The following is an 18977-nucleotide window of genomic DNA, read 5'->3' as shown; positions in this document are numbered from 1 at the left end:
GGAATGCGAAATCTGGAACTGCCCGTGCGATAATCGCCCGTTTTATACAGTTCAGTCTTGCCGCCCCTCTTTCTGCCTCATATATTTTCTGGAATTAAATTCCAAAATAAACCACAGCGGAGTTTCAAACCATGCCTGCCCAACCGTACTGCTCCCCCGACATCGATTGCGATGTGCTGATTGTCGGCTCCGGTGCGGCGGGCCTGGCAACAGCCGTGACGGCCGCTTGGCATGGCCTGAAAGTGATAGTGGTGGAAAAGGACCCGGTTTTTGGCGGCGCCACCGCCTGGTCCGGTGGCTGGGCGTGGGTACCGTGCAATCCCCTGGCCCGACGGGCCGGCATCGTCGAAGACGTTGAACAACCGCGCACTTACTTGAAACACGAACTGGGTGATCGCTATGACCCGGCAATGATCGACGCCTTCCTTGAAGCCGCTCCGCGCATGGTCACGTTCTTCGAACAGCACACCTCGCTGCAATTCGCCGATGGCAACGCGATTGCCGACATTCACGGCGACACGCCGGGCGCCGGTACCGGTGGGCGTTCGGTGATCGCCGCGCCTTATGACGCGCGCAACGTCGGCAAGCTGCTCAAGCGCCTGCGCAAAACCATGCGCGAAACTTCCTTAATGGGCATGCCGATCATGGCGGGCGCAGACCTTGCCGCGTTTCTCAACCTCACCCGTTCGTTGCCGGCGGCCTGGCACGTTACCCGACGTTTCACTCGCCATCTGCTCGACCTTGTCGTGCATGGCCGGGCGATGCAACTGGTCAACGGCGTGGCGCTTGTAGCGCGCCTGGCCAAATCCGCCGACGATCTTGGCGTGTTGCTGTGGGAATCAGCCCCCGTTACTGAGTTGTTGCGCACCAACGATAGGGTACAAGGCGCGGTGGTTCGCACTGCAAAGGGTTCGATCCGTATCAACGCAAGCAGGGCGGTGGTGCTCGCGGCCGGCGGTTTTGCCAATGACGTCGAACGGCGCAAGTCCCTCTTCCCCCGTACACCAACCGGACACGAACACTTGGCACTGCCGCCCCTCGGCGTGTCTGGCGATGGCCTGCGGCTGGGCGAGAGCGCCGGCGCCAAAGTCGATACCAACCAGGCATCGCCGGTGGCCTGGGCCCCGGTTTCACGAGTGCCATACCGTGATGGCAGTATCGGCCACTTCCCGCACATCATCGAGCGCGGCAAGCCTGGAATCATCGGTGTGCTGAGCAACGGTCAACGCTTCGTCAACGAAGCCAACGGCTACTACGACTATGTGACAGCCATGGTCGCCAGCGCCCCGCCCGGCGAAGAAGTGGCCTCCTGGCTGATCTGCAGCCATGGCTTTCAACGACGTTATGGCCTGGGTATTTCCCGGCCGTTTCCGGTGCCGCTGTCATCCTTTATCCGCAGTGGTTATCTGAAAACCGGCAAGACACTGGAGGAATTGGCACAGGCTTGCGGCATCGACCCGGTCGGCTTGCGCACCACCGTGTCGGACTACAACCGCCACGCGCGCAACGGCCAGGACCCGCAGTTCGGACGCGGCTCAACGCCCTATAACCGCAAACAGGGTGATGCGCTGCAGCAGCCCAACCCTTGCGTTGCGCCGATCGAGCAAGGACCGTTCTATGCGGTGAAAGTCGAACCGGGTTGTTTCGGCACCTTTGCCGGGCTCAAGGTCAATCAACACGCCCAGGTCCTCGACGACTCGGGCCAGGTCATCACCGGCCTTTACGCGGCGGGAGGCGACATGGCCAGCATCATGGGCGGCCACTACCCTGCTGGCGGCATCAACCTGGGGCCGGCGCTGACGTTCGGCTACATCGCCGCGCGTCATATCGCCGGCGTCACTGCTTATGAAAAGGAGATCGACCATGCAGCACATCGTTAACGCACAGGGTTTGAACATGCCCAAGCTCGGCCTCGGCACCTGGCCGATGCTCGGTGAAGCGTGCACGCGAGCAGTGGAACAGGCCCTGGCGCTGGGTTATCGACACATCGATACCGCTGCTGCCTACAACAATGAGGACGCTGTCGGTCAGGCGCTGCTGAACAGTCCGACACCCCGAGAACAAATCCACGTCACCAGTAAGGTCTGGTGGGACCAGTTACAACCCGACGCCATGCGCCATTCCATGGACCGCAGCCTCAAGGCCTTGCACAGCGACTACATCGACCTTTTCATGATCCATTGGCCCAGCACCGATTGGGACTTGCCGCGTACGATCGAAACCCTGGTGTCATTCAAGGAGCAAGGGCTGGCGCGCAATATTGGCGTGGCGAATTTTCCGCTCCCCCTGCTGCGCACCGTCGTCGAGGAACTCGCCGCGCCGTTGTCCGCCATTCAGGTCGAGTACCACGTGCTGCTTGGGCAAAACGCACTGCTGGACTACGCCCGTCAACACGATCTGGCACTGACGGCTTATTCGCCGCTGGCACGCAACAGGGTGACGGATGTTCCGGTTATCCAGCAGATAGCCGCCAAACACGGGGTATCGCCGACCCAGATCGCCATCAAATGGCTGCTGGATCAACCGAACGTGGCAGCTATCCCCAAGGCCAGTAGCGAGGCCAACCAATTGGCCAACCTGGCAGCGCTTGCCGTCAACCTGGATGATCATGACCGTGCGCTGATCGCCGGCCTGTTCAAGCGCGAGCGTCTGGTCAGTCCGGACTTTGCACCGGTGTGGGACGCGTTCGATCGATAACCGCGAAAAAGCCACTTTCATTGTGCGACACCTGCAGCAATGACTGTGGCCTCACCAAACCTTACACATTTCACCCACACGCCTTTGCCAGTGCGGTTATTCATAGACCCGGCGCTATACGCCCCATCAATCTATGAGAGACCGTCAACATGCTATGGAACAAGGCAAGACGCAGCAAAAACGTGAACGACATACGCAAGGGCAAGGATGCCCGCACGCTTACAGGGACAACATTGGCCGCAGGGCTGGCCGCCGTCGCCCTGGCCAGCGCCGGGCTCTATTCGACACAGGACACGCCAGCAGACATTACCAAGCTCGAACCCTCGTACACCCTGGATCGCCCCCTCCCTCAACCATCGATCGAGCCTGAAGTAGATCTGCAGTTAACGTTTGTCCAGTCGGTACTGGGCGATACCGAAGACACCTGGAACCAACTGTTCGCGCAAATGGGCCGGCAATATCCACATCCCACCCTGACACTGTTCAACAATGGTGTGGTCTCGGGCTGTGGTTTCGCCAGCTCCGGCAGTGGCCCGTTCTATTGCCCGGGCAATCGGCAGGTGTACCTCGACCTCGAATTTTTCCGCACGTTTGAGCAGCAGTTTTCAGTGGTCGGTGACTTCGCGCGCGCCTACATCATCGCTCACGAAATCGGGCATCACGTGCAGCTTGAGCTGGGCCTTTCCGGACCGTTCGAAAAAGCCTTGCTCGAGCAACAACCCGTCAGTGGCGATGGCGGGCTGGAAGTGCGTGCGGAGTTGCAGGCCGATTGCCTGGCCGGTGTCTGGGCGCACCATGCGCAACAGCGCCTGGACTGGCTGGAGTTGGGGGATATTGAAGCTGCACTGCATGCCGCGGCAATGTTCGGAGACGACCAGTTGCAGGCAGCGCGCAATGCCCAGATTCGCCCAGAGACCTTCAGCCACGGCACTTCTCTGCAGCGCGTGAATTGGTTCAAGACCGGTTTCGCCACAGGCCTGCCGGAGGCCTGTGACACCTTCGCCGCCGACGTGCTGTGATACCCGCCCGTCAATGAAGCCTCTAATGTCGCGGCCTGGATAGAACCGCTGCCGCTCATGGCTGTCTGACGACCGGACTGGCGCCGCTCCAACTGAGCAGCAACACTCATCCCACGGTTCTTTACCCGCAACATCAGAGGATTCCCACATGCTATGGAAAAAAGGCCGACGCAGCGACAACGTGGTCGATGCCCGTGGCGATGATGTCGGCGGCGGTGGCGGCGGGATGCGTTTTGGTGGCGGCAAGGGCCTGAGCCTGACGGCGATCCTGCTGATCGTGGGCATCGGCTGGATCACCGGCCAGGATCCGATGCAGATTCTCGGACAACTGACCGGGCAGATGAGCGAACAATCGGCGCCCACCACGTCGCAGACGCGCAAGGCGCCACCGGCCACGGATGAAGGGGCCGAGTTCGTCCGCTCAATTCTCGGTGATACCGAAGACACCTGGCGGCAGATTTTCCAGCAGGCGGACCGGCAATATAAGGATCCGACCCTGGTGCTATTCAGCAATCGGGTCAATTCGGCCTGCGGACTGGCAACATCGGCGACCGGTCCCTTCTATTGCCCCGCAGACCAGAAGGTTTATCTGGACATGGCCTTCTTCCAGGAAATGTCGCAGCGTTTTGCCGCCGCGGGCGATTTCGCCCAGGCCTATGTGATCGCTCACGAAGTCGGTCACCACGTACAAACCTTGCTCGGTGTTTCGGCAAAGATCCAGGCTGCCCGCCAGCAAGGCCGGCAGATGGAAGGCGATGGTGGGTTGCTGGTGCGCCAGGAACTGCAAGCCGATTGCCTGGCCGGAGTCTGGGCCAACAACGCGCAGAAGCGCCTGAACTGGTTGGAGCCGGGCGATATTGAAGAAGCGTTAAACGCTGCGAACGCCATCGGCGACGATCGTTTGCAGCAACAAGGTCAGGGCCGTGTGGTGCCGGACTCGTTTACCCATGGTACGTCAGCGCAACGGGTGCGCTGGTTCAAAACCGGATTCGCCCAGGGCCAGGTTGGCCAGTGCGATACCTTTGCTGCGAAAAATCTGTAAATGAAAAAGTGGTGGTTAGTCTTACTGTTTACCTGCACAACATCCCAGGCTGCGGAGCATGGGGTCAAGGAAATCAGCCCCGGGCGCCTGTTGTTAAAGTCCGGTGAAATAGCGGTGGGCATCAGCCCGGCCCCGCCAAAAATCGAGCGGGTATTGATCATCGTCCATGGGCGCTTGCGCAATGCGCAGACCTACCTCCAGAGCGCCGAACGCGCGGCCGAACTGGCCGGGCAAAGCGCTACGACCCTGGTGATCGCGCCGCAATTTCTTAATGAAGACGACGTTGCACAGCACCCGGTAGCGGACACCGTCTTGCGCTGGCAAGGCAATGAGTGGATGGCGGGCGGTGAATCCACAGCCCCTTTTCGCCTGAGTTCCTACGAAGCGCTGGACGAAATCATTGCCCGCCTGGGTGATCGCCAGCAATTTCCGGACTTGAAGCAAATCGTCATTGCCGGTCATTCGGCGGGCGCTCAAGTGGTTCAGCGCTACGCCTTGCTGGGCCACGACCAGCCCGCCCTGGAAACCGCCGGCGTGCAGGTGCGCTACGTGATCGCTAACCCCTCTTCCTACACCTATTTCGATGAGCGTCGGCCAGTGGCCTTCAGTCATGCGGGTTGCCCGCAATTCAACCGCTGGAAATACGGTCTGACAGATCTACCTGCCTACGCAGAAGGACAAACTGCCGCGCTGCTGCAGGAAAAGTACCTCAAGCGCAACATCGTTTATCTGCTGGGGCAGCAGGACGTCGACCCGAACCACCCGGCGCTGGATAAATCCTGCGAGGCTAAGGCCCAGGGGCCGTATCGACTGGCCCGGGGGCGCTATTACTTCGCTTACCTGAAGCGGCTGCAACCGCAAGGGTTGCAGCAGCAACTGATTGAAGTGCCTGGGGTCGGGCATAACGGAGATGGGATGTTTATTTCACCGCAGGGGCAGCAGGCGTTGTTTCCGTAGGAGCTGCCGCAGGCTGCGATCTTTGCCCCTTAAAAATCACACCGACAGCATCTGCCGCAACTCGACACAATCGCTCGCATGCCAATCGGTCAACTCCGGCCACGGATTATCCGGCAGGTTGACCAACACCGTCCGCGCTCCCGCCGCACGACCGCAATCAAGGTCGAAACGGTAATCACCGACCATCACCATATCGCTGGCCGACACCTTCCAGGCTTCGGCCAGTTTCAGCAATCCTCCTGGATGCGGCTTCGGTGGCGCCTCATCGCGACCCAACACATCTTCTACCGCAAAGCAGTCGGCCAGGCCGATAGCCTCCAGCGTGACATGCGCAAGTTCACGGGCATTGCGCGTGAGAATGCCCAGGCGATAACCGCGCCCGGCCAATTCACGCACCAACTCCACAGCCCCCGGGGCCGGTTTCGAACCTAGCGCCAGATCGCGCTCGTGCTCGAGCAGCCAGGCGTGTTTGGCGCTGGCTTCATCGGCCGGCAGCGCCGCCAGATGCGTCAGGATGTCGGCTTCAGGCGGGATCGCCAACGCGATGCGAATCGCTGCGAAATCATGCACAGCCACCGTCAGGGTGCCGTCCATGTCGAACACCCAATGACGTACGTCGGCCAGGCTCATGCCCAATCCTTGCGATGGCGAATCAGGCCTTCCTGGGTGACCGAGGCCACCAGTTGCCCGGCGCGGTTGAACACGCTGCCACGGGAGAAGCCGCGAGAGTTGCCGGCCCATGGGCTGTCCATCGCATACAGCAACCAGTCATCGGCGCGCAGGTCGGCGTGGAACCACAATGCGTGGTCGAGGCTGGCGACCTGCATGTCCTTGTGCCAGACCGATTTGCCGTGGGGCAGCATCGAGGTGGTCAGCAGACCGAAGTCCGAGGCGTAGGCCAGCAGATACTTGTGCAATGCCGGAGAGTCGGCCAAGGCGCCGTCGGCGCGAAACCAGACGTATTTGATCGGATCGCTGGCTTTCGGGTTGTAGGGATCTTCCGCGGTGACGGGCCGGAATTCGATCGGTTTCGGGCACAGCAGTTTTTCACGCATGTGCTCGGGGATCAGGTGGGCGCGTTGCTGGGTCAGTTCCAGTTCCGATGGCAGGTTTTCCGGTCCGACCACTTGCGGCATTTGGGTCTGGTGCTGGAAACCTTCTTCGTCGTACTGGAACGAGGCGCTGCAGGTGAAGATCGGCTGGCCTTTCTGGATCGCCGTGACCCGGCGAGTGCTGAAACTGCCGCCGTCGCGCACGCGGTCCACGGAATAAACCACTGGTAACTTGGCATCGCCCGGGCGCAGGAAATAACCATGCAGCGAATGCACATGGCGCGCCTCTTCAACGGTCTGACTAGCTGCCGACAGCGACTGACCGAGCACCTGGCCGCCGAACAGCTGACGAAAACCCAAGTCCTGGCTACGGCCGCGGAACAGGTTTTCTTCGATCGATTCCAGGCTCAGCAGGTCAACCAGATCATCCAACACTTGGCTCATTCAGACTCTCCTCACACAACGCAATGCCGCGCAGTCCTGGCTGCGTCGGTCGATTCACTTTCTGGCCCGTGCCAACATAGGGGCCATTGTAAACGTCCGTGCCAGGTTATCCATGCAAGGTTTGCAGCCATTGTTCGCGGCTGATGCGATACAGCACGTGGTGACGCAGGGGATGATCGAGGGCAAGCCTGGGATGATCGAAATCATCGGCCGGATCGTGTTGCATGCCGATCGCCTGCATGACTTTCTGCGACGGCAGGTTGCCGACCGTGGTAAAGGACACGACTTCATTCAGAACCAAGCGATCAAACCCGCAGCGTAGAGCGGTCCATGCCGCTTCGCTGGCATAACCCAGGCCCCAATGCTCGCGCGCCAGGCGCCAGCCGATTTCAATGGCCGGTGTGAAAGGCGCGTCGAAACCGACCACGCCCAGACCGGTAAAACCGATGAACTGGCCGGTGTCTTTGCGCTCCAGCGCCCAGAAGCCAAAACCGTGCTCGGCAAAGTGCTCGCGAACCCTGCCAATCAACGAGGCACTTTCCAATCGACTCAAGGGTGCGGGAAAATAGCGCATGACCTGTGGATCGGCGCACATCGCGGCAAACTCCGGCAAATCCTCATCGCGCCACTGCCGCAATAGCAATCGAGCGCTCGCCAGTTCGAGTATCGGCTCCATCGTTCCCCCCCCCAATTCCATGCCGCCAGTCTACAACGCTGGTAGGATCCTTCACTCATTGCGCAACGAAATCATCATGCCACTGCCGCTGATCTACCACGAAGACTACAGTCCCGAGTTCCCGGCGGATCACCGCTTTCCCATGGACAAGTTTCGCCTGCTGCGCGATCACCTGGTGGACAGCGGTCTCACGCGCGACGCCGACCTGCTGCGCCCACAGTTGTGCCCGGCGGACATTCTCGCCCTCGCCCATGACCCTTCGTATATCGAGCGCTACATGAGTGGCGACTTGTCCCGCGAGGACCAGAGGCGGCTCGGCCTGCCCTGGAGCGAAGCCCTGGCCCGGCGCACGGTGCGCGCGGTCGGCGGTTCGTTGCTGGCGGCGGAGCAGGCGCTGGAACATGGCCTGGCCTGCCACCTGGCGGGTGGCACCCACCATGCGCATTACGATTACCCCGCTGGCTTCTGACTTTATGCCGACCAAATTATGTAAACAAATCTTGTTAGACCGCGAAAATAAGGCCCTTGGAGAGTCAAGGTTTCTAAAAAGTGGAAATTAATACCCGAGATTCGACGAGGTGTTTACAAAACTCAGAAATCGCCCCAGCCCCCTCATATGCCATCGGGTGAATCGTGGCGGGAATCCGGGGTGAATCAGTGAACAGCATTACACCAAGAACGGGATTTTTATGAGGACAATCACGAATATCACGAATCGGCGACTAAAAATGTTTACTTATGATTGTGAATGATTATTATTAGCGCGCATCCACCCTGAAGGATATGCGTCAGTGATACGAACCTCTCCGGTGTTTTCCCGGTTACAAGCAGGGAACAACGTCTACGGCTTGCTCAATTCTCTACCTTCACCGATGCTCTGCGAAATGCTCGCGTTTGCGGGCTACGACTTCGTGATTCTCGATCTTGAGCACTTACTGCGCTCCGAAGAAGACATCATGCATTGTGTCCGCGCGTGTGAGGCCGCTGGCATTTCGCCTTGGCTGCGCATACCTCAAGTGGACGAAAAACTGATCGGTCGGGCACTGGATGCCGGCATCGAAGCCATTGTCCTTTCACGCACCGAAAGTGCTGCGCAAGTTCAGCGCGCCATCGAAGCGGCGTTCTTTCCCCCCTTGGGGAAACGCGGAATAACCGGCGGACGCATTACCGGTTTCGGTCGCCTGCCATTACCCGAATACATCGATCTGGCCAATCGTCAGACCCCTATTATTCCCATGATCGAAAGCCGCGCCGGGGTCGACGCTCTCGGCGAGATTCTGCAACTGCCGGGGGTCGGCATGATCATGGAAGGCGCTCTGGATCTGTCGCTCGATCTCGATCTGGGCCCCGACCCGCTCAATCCTCAAGTCTGGCAAACGCTGCAAAACATGGCCGATGCCTGCCTCAGCGCCGCAATACCTTTCTGCGCAAATCCCCGCACGGCCGAACAGAACACGCTGTGGCGCGCTCGCGGGATCCGAAGTTTTCTGGCCGGTGAAGACCGAGGCTTGCTGCATAACGCATTGAAAGCCCGCCTGCATTCTCTCCAACAGTAAAAATAAGCCAACGTAGTCCACATGAAAACAACAACAAACTCCCTACATTTTTCACTCAGTCTTATCACTTTGGGCATCTGTCACGGTGCCGTGGCCGCCGATCAACCCGTCGATTTGTCCACCAGACCTGCCAGTAACATGGAACTGGCACCCATGATGATTCAGGGTGACGTTCTCGGGACGGCCAGCGATCAGGAGGTGCGTACCTATGCCGGCAGTCGCAGCGTTGTCGACTCCAGCGAACTGAAAAAAGCCAGCGTCCGCGGTGTGGACGACGCGCTGCAACGGGTACCGGGCATCAAGATCTTTGACGAAACCGGCACCGGCGCATTGCCACAGATATCGGTACGCGGGCTGTACGAGAGTCGTAGCGGCCGGATTCAAGCGTTGTCGGATGGCATTCCACTAGCACTGGCGCCGTACGGCCAGACGGGTCTGTCGCTGTTTCCAGTGACCATGGCCACTGTAGACCGTATTGATGTCGTGCGTGGGGGCGCAGCGGTGCAATACGGTCCGAACAACGTTGGCGGGGTGATCAACTTCATCAGCAAGCCGATTCCGCGCGAGTGGGAAACCACTCTGCAGGAGAAGTTGACGTTCAATGCTGGCGGGCGCCAGTTGTGGGACAACTATGTGGGCACCGGCGGCTACCTGACCGACAACTTCGGCCTGCAACTGGACCTCAATACCCTGGGTGGCGAATACGGGCGCGAGCACTCCGAGACCGATGTGCAGAACTACCGTCTGCGCGGCCAGTGGAACATCGACGACGATCGCGATCTGAGCTTCGGTATCCAGCACTACAAGGCCGATATGGACCTGGCCGGAGCACTCAGCGTGCAGGATTACAAGGATGATCCACGGCAATCGACGCGTCCGCTGGACCGCTTCGAGGGCGACACCAATCGCGTGTGGGGCTCCTACACCCAGCGCCTGGGCGCCATGGGGCCGTTCGACTCAGTAGAATACAGCTGGACCAACTTCGCCCACGACAGCTACCGCAACTTCGTAGTCGGCCTGCCGTTCACTCCGGACGGTACGGCGGTGACCAAACAGGACGGCCCACGCGACTTTAAAGTCTGGGGCACGGAGCCGCGCATCAGTGCCACCATCGATGGCGACACGGTTGGCCAGACCTGGTTGCTGGGCGCCCGTTATGTCAGCGAAGACATCGACTACAAGGTCAACCGCCAGCGCGTCGCTACCGGCGTGACGACGCCGTTCCGGGACTGGAAGTTCGATGACGACGCCCGCGCGTTCTACCTCAGCAACGCCATCAGTCTGCTCGATCATCGCCTGACCATCACCCCCGGCGTGCGCTACGAAAACGCCCGCATGGATTACGCAGACGGCATCACCGGGTTCTCGCGCGAGAACAAATCCGAAGAATGGCTGCCGGGCCTGACGGTGGGTTACCAGGCGACCGACGCCTGGTTTGTCTACGCCAACGCCCAGAAGTCCCTGCGTCCACCGCAAGTCACGCAGATCGTCAAGGAAGGCGATGTCGGCGCCGAACTGGCGTGGAACTACGAGACCGGCGTGCGCTATACGCCATGGGACGGCATGCGCGTCGACTTCAACTTGTACCGCATCGATTTCGACGACCAAATCAGCTACAACGCCACGACTGACCGCTTCAATAACCTTGGCAGCACACGTCACCAAGGTTTCGAGAGCGAGATTTTCTGGACGCCGCAAGCTCTACCTGATCTGGACCTGCACGCCAGCTATGCGTACCTCGATGCCAAGCAACGCAACGGCACATTCAAGGGCAACGAAGTGCCGTACTCCTCGCGCAATCAGTTCACGGTTGACGGTCGTTACCGTTTTGCCGAGCACTGGACCTACAACCTTGACGGCCTGTATGTCAGCAGCGCTTACACCGATGCCGCCAACTCCAGCGATGAAGATGCCACAGCCAGTGTGGGCAAACTGCCAGCTTACTGGGTCTGGAACACCGCCATTGAGCGTGAGTTCGAGCTGGCAGACAAAAGCGTCCTGACCGCGTCCGCGGGCATCAGCAACCTGTTCAACCGCGAATACTACTTCCGCGGTATCGACACCAGCCCGTGGGGTCGTCAACCCGCGCCAGAGCGCTCGCTCACCCTAGGCGTCAACTACCGCTTCTAAACCGCGCACTTGCGCACTTGTAAACCAGTGCCCGATCCTCCGGGACGGGCAACTGCTGCCCCCAGGAAACTGCCATGCAACGCCCATTCGTCATTCTTGCCCACGTCGCCCACCCTGCCATTCTTGAGGGTTTCCTGCCTGCCGCGCACAAACGCGGGTTGCCGATCGTGGTGATCACCGACCACGCTCAGGAACACCGGCGCCTGCTCGCCACCTCGCACATTTCGCCGGATGAGCTGCACGTTATCGAATGTGATGTGTTCAATCCGCTAGCGGTCGTCGAGACACTCAACAGCCAGGGTTTGCGCCCCGCCGCAGTGTTCTCCAACAGCGATCACCTGCAGACCGCGACAGCAATGGTGGCCGAGATATTCGAATGCCCCGGCAAGGACTGGCGACTGTGCTATGCGGCAAAGAACAAGGCGGCCATGCGCGAGCGCATGCAACGTCTTGGCTTGCCCGGCCCATGGTTCCAGGTGATTACATCGAATTCCAAACTGCCGACCGATGCGCCATGGCCGGTGGTCGCCAAGCCTCGTGAAGGCGTCGCCAGCCTGGACGTCAGACTGTGTCACAACGCCGCCGATCTGGCCGTTTACTGCAAACAGTTCTGGCAGCAGCAACCGGACCGGGCGTTGTTGCTGGAGGCGTACATGGAAGGTCCTTTATTCACCCTCGAGACACTGGGCGACGGGCGCAACCTGCAAGCCATCGGTGGCTTCGACGTCACCCTTTCAGCACCGCCGCATTTCGTAGAACTCGCCGCACGCTGGAATGGACAACTCAGCCGCGCGCAGCGCGCCGGCGCGCTGGCTCAAGTGGCCGCGTTCGGGGTCAATTTCGGGGTTTGCCACAGCGAGTTCATTCTGACCGCCCAAGGCCCGGTACTGGTTGAGATCAACTATCGCAGCATCGGCGATGGTCGCGAGTTCCTGCTTGATCGGCTGCTGCCACAGGGTTGGTTCGACCGCATCGTCGCTTTGTATTTGGGAGACAGCCTGATCGACGCGCAACCGGCGCAAGCCGAAGCAACCGTTCATTACCTTGTGGTCGACCGCTCGGGGCGTCTGGATCAGGCCAGCGCCAGCTTCAACGTCGAACGTGAGGGCCATTGGTGCGATTACCGCGCACTTCACAACACCGGCGACACCGTGACCATCAGCCATTCCAACAAGGACTACGTCGGCGTACTGAGACTGATCGCGCCGGATGAGGTGAGCCTCGAAGCGCAACTGAATTCGACTCTGAACGACCTGAAGTGGGTGATGGCATGAGCCTGTATCCGGACGCCGCGGATCAGGCGTTCATTACTCGACGCATCATCGATTGCTGCCTGCGCGAGGACATCCGAGGGATCGTCAGCACAGGACAGATTTGTCGGCTGCCGGAAGAACTGAGTCAACACTTGCAGCATCAGCCCGACGCAAGCTGGCTGCGAATCGCCCATCTGGGCGCCGACGAACTATGGCTGCCGGTGGTCAAGGCGTATCCGTTGCAGGACTGGATCGGTACAGGCGACGCCTGGATCAAAGTGTCGCCGCAAAGCCACGGCGAGGTTCAACACGGCTACGGGCTCTGGCTGGGCCACCTGAGCCACGGTCTGGACGAAGAAAGTCTGACGCTGTTCGCGGCGTACCTGAAAGAAGCGGATTGCGCGACCGAACACCGGACCCTGTGCAATCAGGCGTATCGCCAGCATGGCCCTGCGCTGAGCGACGTGACTGCCCTGAAAGACTGGTCGCAGAGGCTGCTGAAGATCGATCAACTGGCGAGCTACCTGGATCACCCGTTTTATCCAACGGCGCGGGCCAAAAGCGGCTTCGATGCCGCCGCGCTCAAAGGCTACGCGCCGGAGTTTGCGCCGCGCTTCGAACTCAACTGGCTGGCGATTCCCAACAACGCCCTGACCCTGACCAGCCCACAGCCGCTGCACTGGCCGGACTTCGAGGACGTCGGCTTGTCACCGACCTTGCAAAACAGCCATTCATTACTGCCAGTACACCCGCTGACATGGGGCGAACTGGAGCAATACGGCCTGCCTGAAGGAACGCTCAAGGCTCCACGTTCGGCCATGCAGGTCGAACCTACGCTGTCCGTGCGCACGGTGGTCTGCATCAATCAACCTCAGTGGCACATCAAACTACCGTTGTTAGTCAGCACGCTCGGTGCGCGCAATTTGCGCCTGATCAAGCCCAGCACCCTATACGACGGTCACTGGTTCCAGACCACCCTGCAGGCCTTGACCGAGCGCGATCCGGCACTGGCGTCACGTTATCTGCACGTTGACGAAAAACACGGTGGTCATGCCGACGAAAGTCGTCACCTAGCCTATATCGTGCGCCGTTACCCGACGGGTCTTGAGAACACCACACTCGTACCTGTCGCCGCGTTGGCCAGTCCGCTTGCCGATGGACGCCTTTTCCTCGAACAGTTGGCCGAGCGCTTCTACGCAGGTTCGTTGCAACACTGGCTGGACGATTATCTCGATCTGCTGCTGCAGGTCCATCTGCGGTTGTGGCTGCATTACGGCATCGCGCTGGAGGCCAACCAGCAGAACGCCGTCTTGATGTTCGAACAAGGTCAGCCATTGCGCCTGCTGATGAAGGACAACGACGCCGCTCGCCTGTGGCCTCAGCGCTTCACCCATGCGTGCCCGGATCTCGCTGATCTGCCGGCAGTCTTGCAGGACGAGCGCATTCGCGTCGACAGCAGCCAACCGTTGGCCGAGATGTTCTGCACCATCACCTTGCAGCTGAATATTGTTGCGATCCTGGAAGCGATAGCGACCGCAGGCCTGGCCTCTCGATCCGGTCTGTACGGCACGCTGCGTCAGCGTCTCATGACCTGTCTGCAACATCTCGAAGCAGAAGGCATCGACTGTGACGACGCGCGTCAATGGCTGCTCGACAGCCCGAAACTGCCGGTGAAATACCTGCTCAGCGCCGGCAGCCTGTTCAGCAAGGCGCATTCCGGTGCCAGCGACATCAACAAGTTCTATGGCTACAGCGCGGCGAACTTCCTGCTGGAGGATGCTCCATGCAACGGAGTCTGATCACCAGCGTTCTGCTGGGGCATTACCTGTCGGCTTTCACGGCGCTGGGTATTCCGTTGTACTTGCCGCGCATCCTCGCCGACCTCGCACCTGACACACCAGGCTGGGCCATCGGGGTGCTGTTCGTACTGCCGACACTCTGCACCGCACTGGCGGCGCCGATCTGGGGACGCTGGGCCGATCGCAACGGTTGTCGCTTGTCGTTGCTGCGTGCGCATGCCGGACTGTTCGCGGGCTTCCTGCTGGCAGGCTTCAGCCCCAATCTGCCGGTGTTCGTCCTGGCATTGATCATCCAGGGCACCTTCGGCGGCGCGATGGCGGCGTCCAACGCCTACCTGTCGACTCAGTTCAAGGAAGGCGATCTGTCCCGCGCCCTGAACTGGACGCAGTATTCAGCACGTCTGGCGATGATCAGTGGCCCAATCCTGTTGGGGCTGCTGACCTCACAGGGTTTGGGATTAAGCCTGTATCGCTATCTGGCCTGGTTACCGCTGCTGGCGTTTGTGCTCGTCCTGCCGCTGCCCAAGGACGCCCCCAAACATGCCTTGAGCAGCAAGAAAGCCGTGGCCTTGGGCGAACTGCCTGAAGACATGCCGCGGCTGATGGCGGTGCAGTTTCTGTTCAGCTTCGCGATGGTCGTCACCTTTCCCTATTTCGTGCCCTTCGGCGAACAACTGAAAATTGGCAACGATGCCTTGATCGGCGTGCTCTACAGCCTGCCGCATCTGGTTTACCTGCTGGCCCTACCCTGGGCTCAGAAGCATCAGGGCAACCTGCTGTTGCCGGGGCTGGCGCTGCTGGCAATCAGTAACGCGTTGCAATTCTGGAGCGTGCAGGCCGAGCCGCTGTTCGCTCTGCGTCTACTCAGCGGGGCCGGCATGTTGCTGAGTTTTGTCGGGCTGCACCGCTGTCTGAGCCAGCGCAGCCGCCAAGGCAGCGCCGGCCGCCTGTTTGGCTGGTTCGACTCCAGTGGCAAATGGGCCGGCACTGCTGCCGGGGTCACTGCCGCTCTGGTCAGTCAGACCTGCGGCATCGCGTCCCCCTTTCTCGTTGCGTGCCTGGCGGCCATAGCGGCCATGGTGCTCGCCCGCCCTCTATTGATGACTTCCCGGGAGATTCCGGCATGACTTTCGCTCTGAATACCGCATCGCTGAACACCGTATCCCAGCATGACCATGCCCTCGATGGCGAAGCCCAACGACATGCCATCGAGTGCCTGCTCAATTGCTATTTGCGCGAATACGCATTGCCCCGCAACGAAGTGAACCTGAACGATCAAGCACAGGATTTGCCGATGAGCCTGCGCCAAGCCAACAGTCGTTGCATCAGCATTCGCCTGCCCAGTGGCCGGTTGATTGTACGCATCGACCGCGCCAGTCTTCTGGGCCGCTGCCACTACATCAGCGCCCCCTACTTCAAAGGCAATAACCAGAGCTGGCGACCGTTGGACGCCCACGAACTGGCGCGCCTGCTCTGTACCCCGCTGAGTGGAGCCGACCGCGTCGGCGAGATGCTGCAACAGATCGGTAACAGCCTGCAGATCACCCGTACCTTTCTGCGGCATTCACGCCCGGCCAACCAAGCAGCCGACAGCCTGCTGGCGTCCGAGCAACATCAGCTGTGGGGCCATGCCCTGCATCCGACACCGAAAAGTCGCGAGGGCATCTCCCATGACGATTTGCTGACCTGCTCGCCGGAAGTTGGGGCGCGCTTTCAGTTGCACTGGTTCAAGGTTGATCCGACGCTGATTCGTCATCAGGGCGAGGATCCGCGCAGCACGCTACGCCAACTGTCGGGGAGTGAGGGCGCCTATCCGTGCCACCCTTGGGAAGTCGCCCGCGTGCTTGCTGACCCGCTGGTGCAACGGGCGCAACAACAGGGTTTGATCACCTACCTCGGCCCCCTGGGTCAGGCCATGTACCCGACGTCGTCTGTGCGCACGCTCTACCATCCGCAGATGGCCTACTTCATGAAGTTCTCGATGCACGTGCGCCTGACCAACTGCGTGCGCAAGAACGCTTGGTATGAACTCGACAGCGCCGTCGCCCTCACTCACCTGCTCGGCCCCATCATGAGCGAGTTGGCGACGCAACAACCGGGCTTCATGTTGATGCCCGAACCCTGCGCCACCAGCCTGGACCTCAGCGCCCTGGGTACGCTGGAGGAGGCCCGCGAAGTCACCGAATGTTTCGGTATCGTTTACCGGGAAAACCTTTCCGTCGCCGAACGCGAGCGTTATCAGCCGCAAGTGGCAATGGCGCTGTTTACCTGGGATCAACAAGGTCGCAGTGTCTGCCGCCCACAGGTACAGCGCTACGCCGACAACACCGGCTTGACCATTGAGCAAGCCACGTTGAACTGGCTCGATGCCTATGCCGGTCAGATGCTCGGCGGTGTGCTGTATTGCCTATTCCGTCAGGGCGTGGCGCTGGAGCCGCATTTGCAGAACACGGTCATCGGCTTCGCTGAAAACGGCCTGCCCAGTCAGGTCTGGATTCGCGATCTGGAAGGTACCAAGCTGGTCCCTGAAATCTGGCCCGCTGAACGCCTGAGTGCGCTGGATGAACGCACCCGCAGCTCGGTGTACTACAGCGCGCAAAAGGCCTGGCAACGAGTGGGCTACTGCGCACTGGTGAACAATCTCGGCGAAGCGATCTTCCATCTGGCCAACGGCAGCGGCATGCTGGAACAACAATTGTGGGACCGAATCGGCGACCTGCTGCACGCGCAATCCACGCGTCTGGGCCATCCGACAGAACTGCGTGAGTTGTGCGCCGGCGCGCCCTTCCCAAGCAAGGAAAATTTCATGACGCGCCTGATGATGCGCGCCGACCGCGAGGCCGATTACACGTTACTGCCCAGCCCGCTGACGATGACTGAAAAGAGGAAACACGCATGAGCCTTCCTGCCTCCGTCACCCAACGCATCGAGCAGCTCAAGACTGAACACGACGCGCCATTGTGCGCCTACGTCTACGACCTGCCTGCCCTTGAACGGCACGTAAAGGCAATGCGTCAGGTACTGCCCGAAAACTGCGAATTGTTCTACGCCGCCAAGGCCAACCCGGAAGCCCTGGTGCTGAAAACCCTGGCGCCGTGGGTAGACGGATTCGAGGCGGCCTCCGGCGGCGAGCTGACGTGGCTGCATGAACAGTGCCCCGACCAGCCGCTGATCTTTGGTGGCCCTGGCAAACTCGATCGCGAACTGGATATCGCCCTGCAGTACCGGATTTCGGCGTTTCACGTGGAGAGCGTGACCGAACTGCGCAGTCTGGCGCGCATCGCCCGCGAACGCGGTGTGCGGGCTCCGGTGATGCTGCGGCTGAATCTGAAGCTGGCCCAGACACCGCAGAGCCGATTGGTCATGGGTGGCAAACCCACGCCGTTCGGTCTGGATGAAGAAGGCCTTGCAAGCGCCCTGCAATTGCTGCGCGAAGAGCCGTCCCTAGAGCTCAAGGGACTGCATTTTCATCTGTTGTCGCACCAGCTGGATGTCGACGCGCACCTTGAATTGATTCGCAGCTACTTCCTGACCTTCCGCCAGCTGTGCGCCGACCACGACCTGCAACTGCCGCTACTGAATGTCGGCGGAGGGATGGGCATCAACTATCAGGACGCGGCCAGGTCATTCGACTGGCCACGGTTTTGTCAGGGCCTGCAGGGGTTGATCAATGAATACGACATGGGCGCGACCCGCATACGTTTCGAGATCGGCCGCTTCATCAGCGCTGCCTGTGGTTACTACGTCATGCAGGTGCTGGACATCAAAAGCAGTCACGGCGAGTTTTTTGCCATCGGACGTGGCGGTACCCATCACTTTCGCACGCCTGCGGCTCAAGGCCACAATCATCCGTTCACGGTACTACGAGGCTCGCAGCCGGCACAAATCAGTGATCAGTCCGTGACGCTGGTGGGCCAGTTGTGTACACCAAAAGACGTCCTTGCCAGACAACAACCAGTGGCGCAGCTAGCGATTGGTGACCTGCTAGTATTCACTCTCGCGGGCGCCTATGCCTGGAACATCTCGCACCAGAACTTCCTGATGCACGAACCGCCGTTGAAGGTTTTTATCGAGGGCTGATTCCACGCTATTGTCAGCCTCTGTGCTGCCCTTCCCGTATCTGTGGCTGCTTGTCCGATGTGTCCTTCAAACTCTTCGGACCACTACAGCTTGCCTATCCCTTATGTTAAGGGGGGGGAAACGGTGTCCTGTCTTTCAGAGGGCTCGTCCAGATGGGATGATTGCAGTCCTTCAACCAAGCAAGTTGGAGGGAGCGCTCCTGTCGGCCACCTATTAAGTTGAGACGGTCGTTCCGAGTCGTGCCAATGGCTTGAATCAGAATGATATGTATT

15 protein-coding genes and 1 pseudogene are annotated in these 18977 nt (G+C 60.2%); 13 read left to right on the top strand and 3 right to left on the bottom strand.

Going from position 1 to position 18977, the window contains the following annotated elements; translation table 11 throughout:
* Positions 1 to 131 precede the first annotated feature (131 nt).
* The 5 genes from AC1Q8Q_RS14855 to AC1Q8Q_RS14835 all read left to right on the top strand — a co-directional run bounded on the left by AC1Q8Q_RS14855 (position 132) and on the right by AC1Q8Q_RS14835 (position 5715).
* On the top strand, positions 132 to 1880 hold the full coding sequence (locus AC1Q8Q_RS14855; RefSeq protein ID WP_492615196.1) for an FAD-dependent oxidoreductase: 1749 nt from the start codon (positions 132 to 134) through the stop codon (positions 1878 to 1880).
* Positions 1864 to 2697, top strand: a complete 834-nt coding sequence (locus AC1Q8Q_RS14850; RefSeq protein ID WP_492615195.1) for an aldo/keto reductase — start codon at positions 1864 to 1866, stop codon at positions 2695 to 2697. Before AC1Q8Q_RS14855 ends, AC1Q8Q_RS14850 begins: the two co-directional genes overlap by 17 nt.
* Before the next feature lie 149 nt (positions 2698 to 2846).
* Positions 2847 to 3716 carry a KPN_02809 family neutral zinc metallopeptidase gene (gene ypfJ, locus AC1Q8Q_RS14845; RefSeq protein ID WP_083349782.1) on the top strand — a complete coding sequence of 290 codons (870 nt, stop codon included), beginning with the start codon at positions 2847 to 2849 and terminating at the stop codon, positions 3714 to 3716.
* A gap of 148 nt (positions 3717 to 3864) precedes the next feature.
* Positions 3865 to 4758, top strand: coding sequence for a KPN_02809 family neutral zinc metallopeptidase (gene ypfJ, locus AC1Q8Q_RS14840; RefSeq protein ID WP_020798708.1), 894 nt, complete (start codon positions 3865 to 3867; stop codon positions 4756 to 4758).
* A complete protein-coding gene (locus AC1Q8Q_RS14835; RefSeq protein WP_492615194.1) occupies positions 4759 to 5715 on the top strand; it encodes an alpha/beta fold hydrolase in 957 nt (318 codons plus the stop codon).
* A gap of 36 nt (positions 5716 to 5751) precedes the next feature.
* On the opposite strand, the gene AC1Q8Q_RS14830 is transcribed toward AC1Q8Q_RS14835, so the two are convergent.
* The 3 genes from AC1Q8Q_RS14830 to AC1Q8Q_RS14820 all read right to left on the bottom strand — a co-directional run bounded on the left by AC1Q8Q_RS14830 (position 5752) and on the right by AC1Q8Q_RS14820 (position 7887).
* On the bottom strand, positions 5752 to 6345 hold the full coding sequence (locus AC1Q8Q_RS14830) for an HAD family hydrolase (protein WP_020798710.1): 594 nt from the start codon (positions 6343 to 6345) through the stop codon (positions 5752 to 5754).
* Positions 6342 to 7211, bottom strand: a complete 870-nt coding sequence (gene tesB, locus AC1Q8Q_RS14825) for an acyl-CoA thioesterase II (protein WP_020798711.1) — start codon at positions 7209 to 7211, stop codon at positions 6342 to 6344. Before tesB ends, AC1Q8Q_RS14830 begins: the two co-directional genes overlap by 4 nt.
* A 106-nt stretch (positions 7212 to 7317) precedes the next feature.
* Positions 7318 to 7887, bottom strand: a complete 570-nt coding sequence (locus AC1Q8Q_RS14820; protein WP_020798712.1) for a GNAT family N-acetyltransferase — start codon at positions 7885 to 7887, stop codon at positions 7318 to 7320.
* Between the two features lie 76 nt (positions 7888 to 7963).
* Here AC1Q8Q_RS14820 and AC1Q8Q_RS14815 point away from each other — a divergent pair.
* The 8 genes and pseudogenes from AC1Q8Q_RS14815 to AC1Q8Q_RS14780 form a co-directional block, all read left to right on the top strand.
* Positions 7964 to 8353, top strand: a pseudogene (locus tag AC1Q8Q_RS14815) (arginase family protein); the annotation flags it as partial.
* A 325-nt stretch (positions 8354 to 8678) separates the two neighbouring features.
* Entirely contained in the window at positions 8679 to 9443 is a 765-nt protein-coding gene (locus AC1Q8Q_RS14810; protein ID WP_032861804.1) for an HpcH/HpaI aldolase family protein, read from the top strand.
* 21 nt (positions 9444 to 9464) lie between these two features.
* The gene (locus AC1Q8Q_RS14805) at positions 9465 to 11573 is read left to right on the top strand and encodes a TonB-dependent receptor family protein (RefSeq protein ID WP_492615193.1); all 2109 of its coding nucleotides are present in this window, start codon (positions 9465 to 9467) and stop codon (positions 11571 to 11573) included.
* 74 nt (positions 11574 to 11647) lie between these two features.
* Entirely contained in the window at positions 11648 to 12847 is a 1200-nt protein-coding gene (locus tag AC1Q8Q_RS14800; protein WP_032861802.1) for an ATP-grasp domain-containing protein, read from the top strand.
* Positions 12844 to 14625 carry an IucA/IucC family protein gene (locus tag AC1Q8Q_RS14795; RefSeq protein ID WP_032861967.1) on the top strand — a complete coding sequence of 594 codons (1782 nt, stop codon included), beginning with the start codon at positions 12844 to 12846 and terminating at the stop codon, positions 14623 to 14625. The genes AC1Q8Q_RS14800 and AC1Q8Q_RS14795 overlap by 4 nt, the downstream gene beginning before the upstream one ends.
* A complete protein-coding gene (locus tag AC1Q8Q_RS14790; protein WP_032861801.1) occupies positions 14610 to 15752 on the top strand; it encodes an MFS transporter in 1143 nt (380 codons plus the stop codon). The genes AC1Q8Q_RS14795 and AC1Q8Q_RS14790 overlap by 16 nt, the downstream gene beginning before the upstream one ends.
* Positions 15749 to 17524 carry an IucA/IucC family protein gene (locus AC1Q8Q_RS14785; protein WP_492615192.1) on the top strand — a complete coding sequence of 592 codons (1776 nt, stop codon included), beginning with the start codon at positions 15749 to 15751 and terminating at the stop codon, positions 17522 to 17524. Before AC1Q8Q_RS14790 ends, AC1Q8Q_RS14785 begins: the two co-directional genes overlap by 4 nt.
* Positions 17521 to 18705, top strand: coding sequence for a type III PLP-dependent enzyme (locus tag AC1Q8Q_RS14780; RefSeq protein WP_492615191.1), 1185 nt, complete (start codon positions 17521 to 17523; stop codon positions 18703 to 18705). Before AC1Q8Q_RS14785 ends, AC1Q8Q_RS14780 begins: the two co-directional genes overlap by 4 nt.
* The last annotated feature ends 272 nt before the right edge of the window (positions 18706 to 18977 follow it).

The sequence above is a fragment of the Pseudomonas sp. GW823-FHT06B06 genome, assembly GCF_058795195.1.
The sequence above is the reverse complement of the archived record's forward strand: the minus strand, read 5'-3'. Positions and strand labels throughout refer to the sequence as shown.

Coding starts and splice junctions, on each gene's coding strand:
- AC1Q8Q_RS14855 (WP_492615196.1), top strand. CDS start 132: ATGCCTGCCCAACCGTACTGCTCCCCCGACATCGATTGCGATGTGCTG.
- AC1Q8Q_RS14850 (WP_492615195.1), top strand. CDS start 1,864: ATGCAGCACATCGTTAACGCACAGGGTTTGAACATGCCCAAGCTCGGC.
- ypfJ (WP_083349782.1), top strand. CDS start 2,847: ATGCTATGGAACAAGGCAAGACGCAGCAAAAACGTGAACGACATACGC.
- ypfJ (WP_020798708.1), top strand. CDS start 3,865: ATGCTATGGAAAAAAGGCCGACGCAGCGACAACGTGGTCGATGCCCGT.
- AC1Q8Q_RS14835 (WP_492615194.1), top strand. CDS start 4,759: ATGAAAAAGTGGTGGTTAGTCTTACTGTTTACCTGCACAACATCCCAG.
- AC1Q8Q_RS14830 (WP_020798710.1), bottom strand. CDS start 6,345: ATGAGCCTGGCCGACGTACGTCATTGGGTGTTCGACATGGACGGCACC.
- tesB (WP_020798711.1), bottom strand. CDS start 7,211: ATGAGCCAAGTGTTGGATGATCTGGTTGACCTGCTGAGCCTGGAATCG.
- AC1Q8Q_RS14820 (WP_020798712.1), bottom strand. CDS start 7,887: ATGGAGCCGATACTCGAACTGGCGAGCGCTCGATTGCTATTGCGGCAG.
- AC1Q8Q_RS14805 (WP_492615193.1), top strand. CDS start 9,465: ATGAAAACAACAACAAACTCCCTACATTTTTCACTCAGTCTTATCACT.
- AC1Q8Q_RS14800 (WP_032861802.1), top strand. CDS start 11,648: ATGCAACGCCCATTCGTCATTCTTGCCCACGTCGCCCACCCTGCCATT.
- AC1Q8Q_RS14795 (WP_032861967.1), top strand. CDS start 12,844: ATGAGCCTGTATCCGGACGCCGCGGATCAGGCGTTCATTACTCGACGC.
- AC1Q8Q_RS14790 (WP_032861801.1), top strand. CDS start 14,610: ATGCAACGGAGTCTGATCACCAGCGTTCTGCTGGGGCATTACCTGTCG.
- AC1Q8Q_RS14785 (WP_492615192.1), top strand. CDS start 15,749: ATGACTTTCGCTCTGAATACCGCATCGCTGAACACCGTATCCCAGCAT.
- AC1Q8Q_RS14780 (WP_492615191.1), top strand. CDS start 17,521: ATGAGCCTTCCTGCCTCCGTCACCCAACGCATCGAGCAGCTCAAGACT.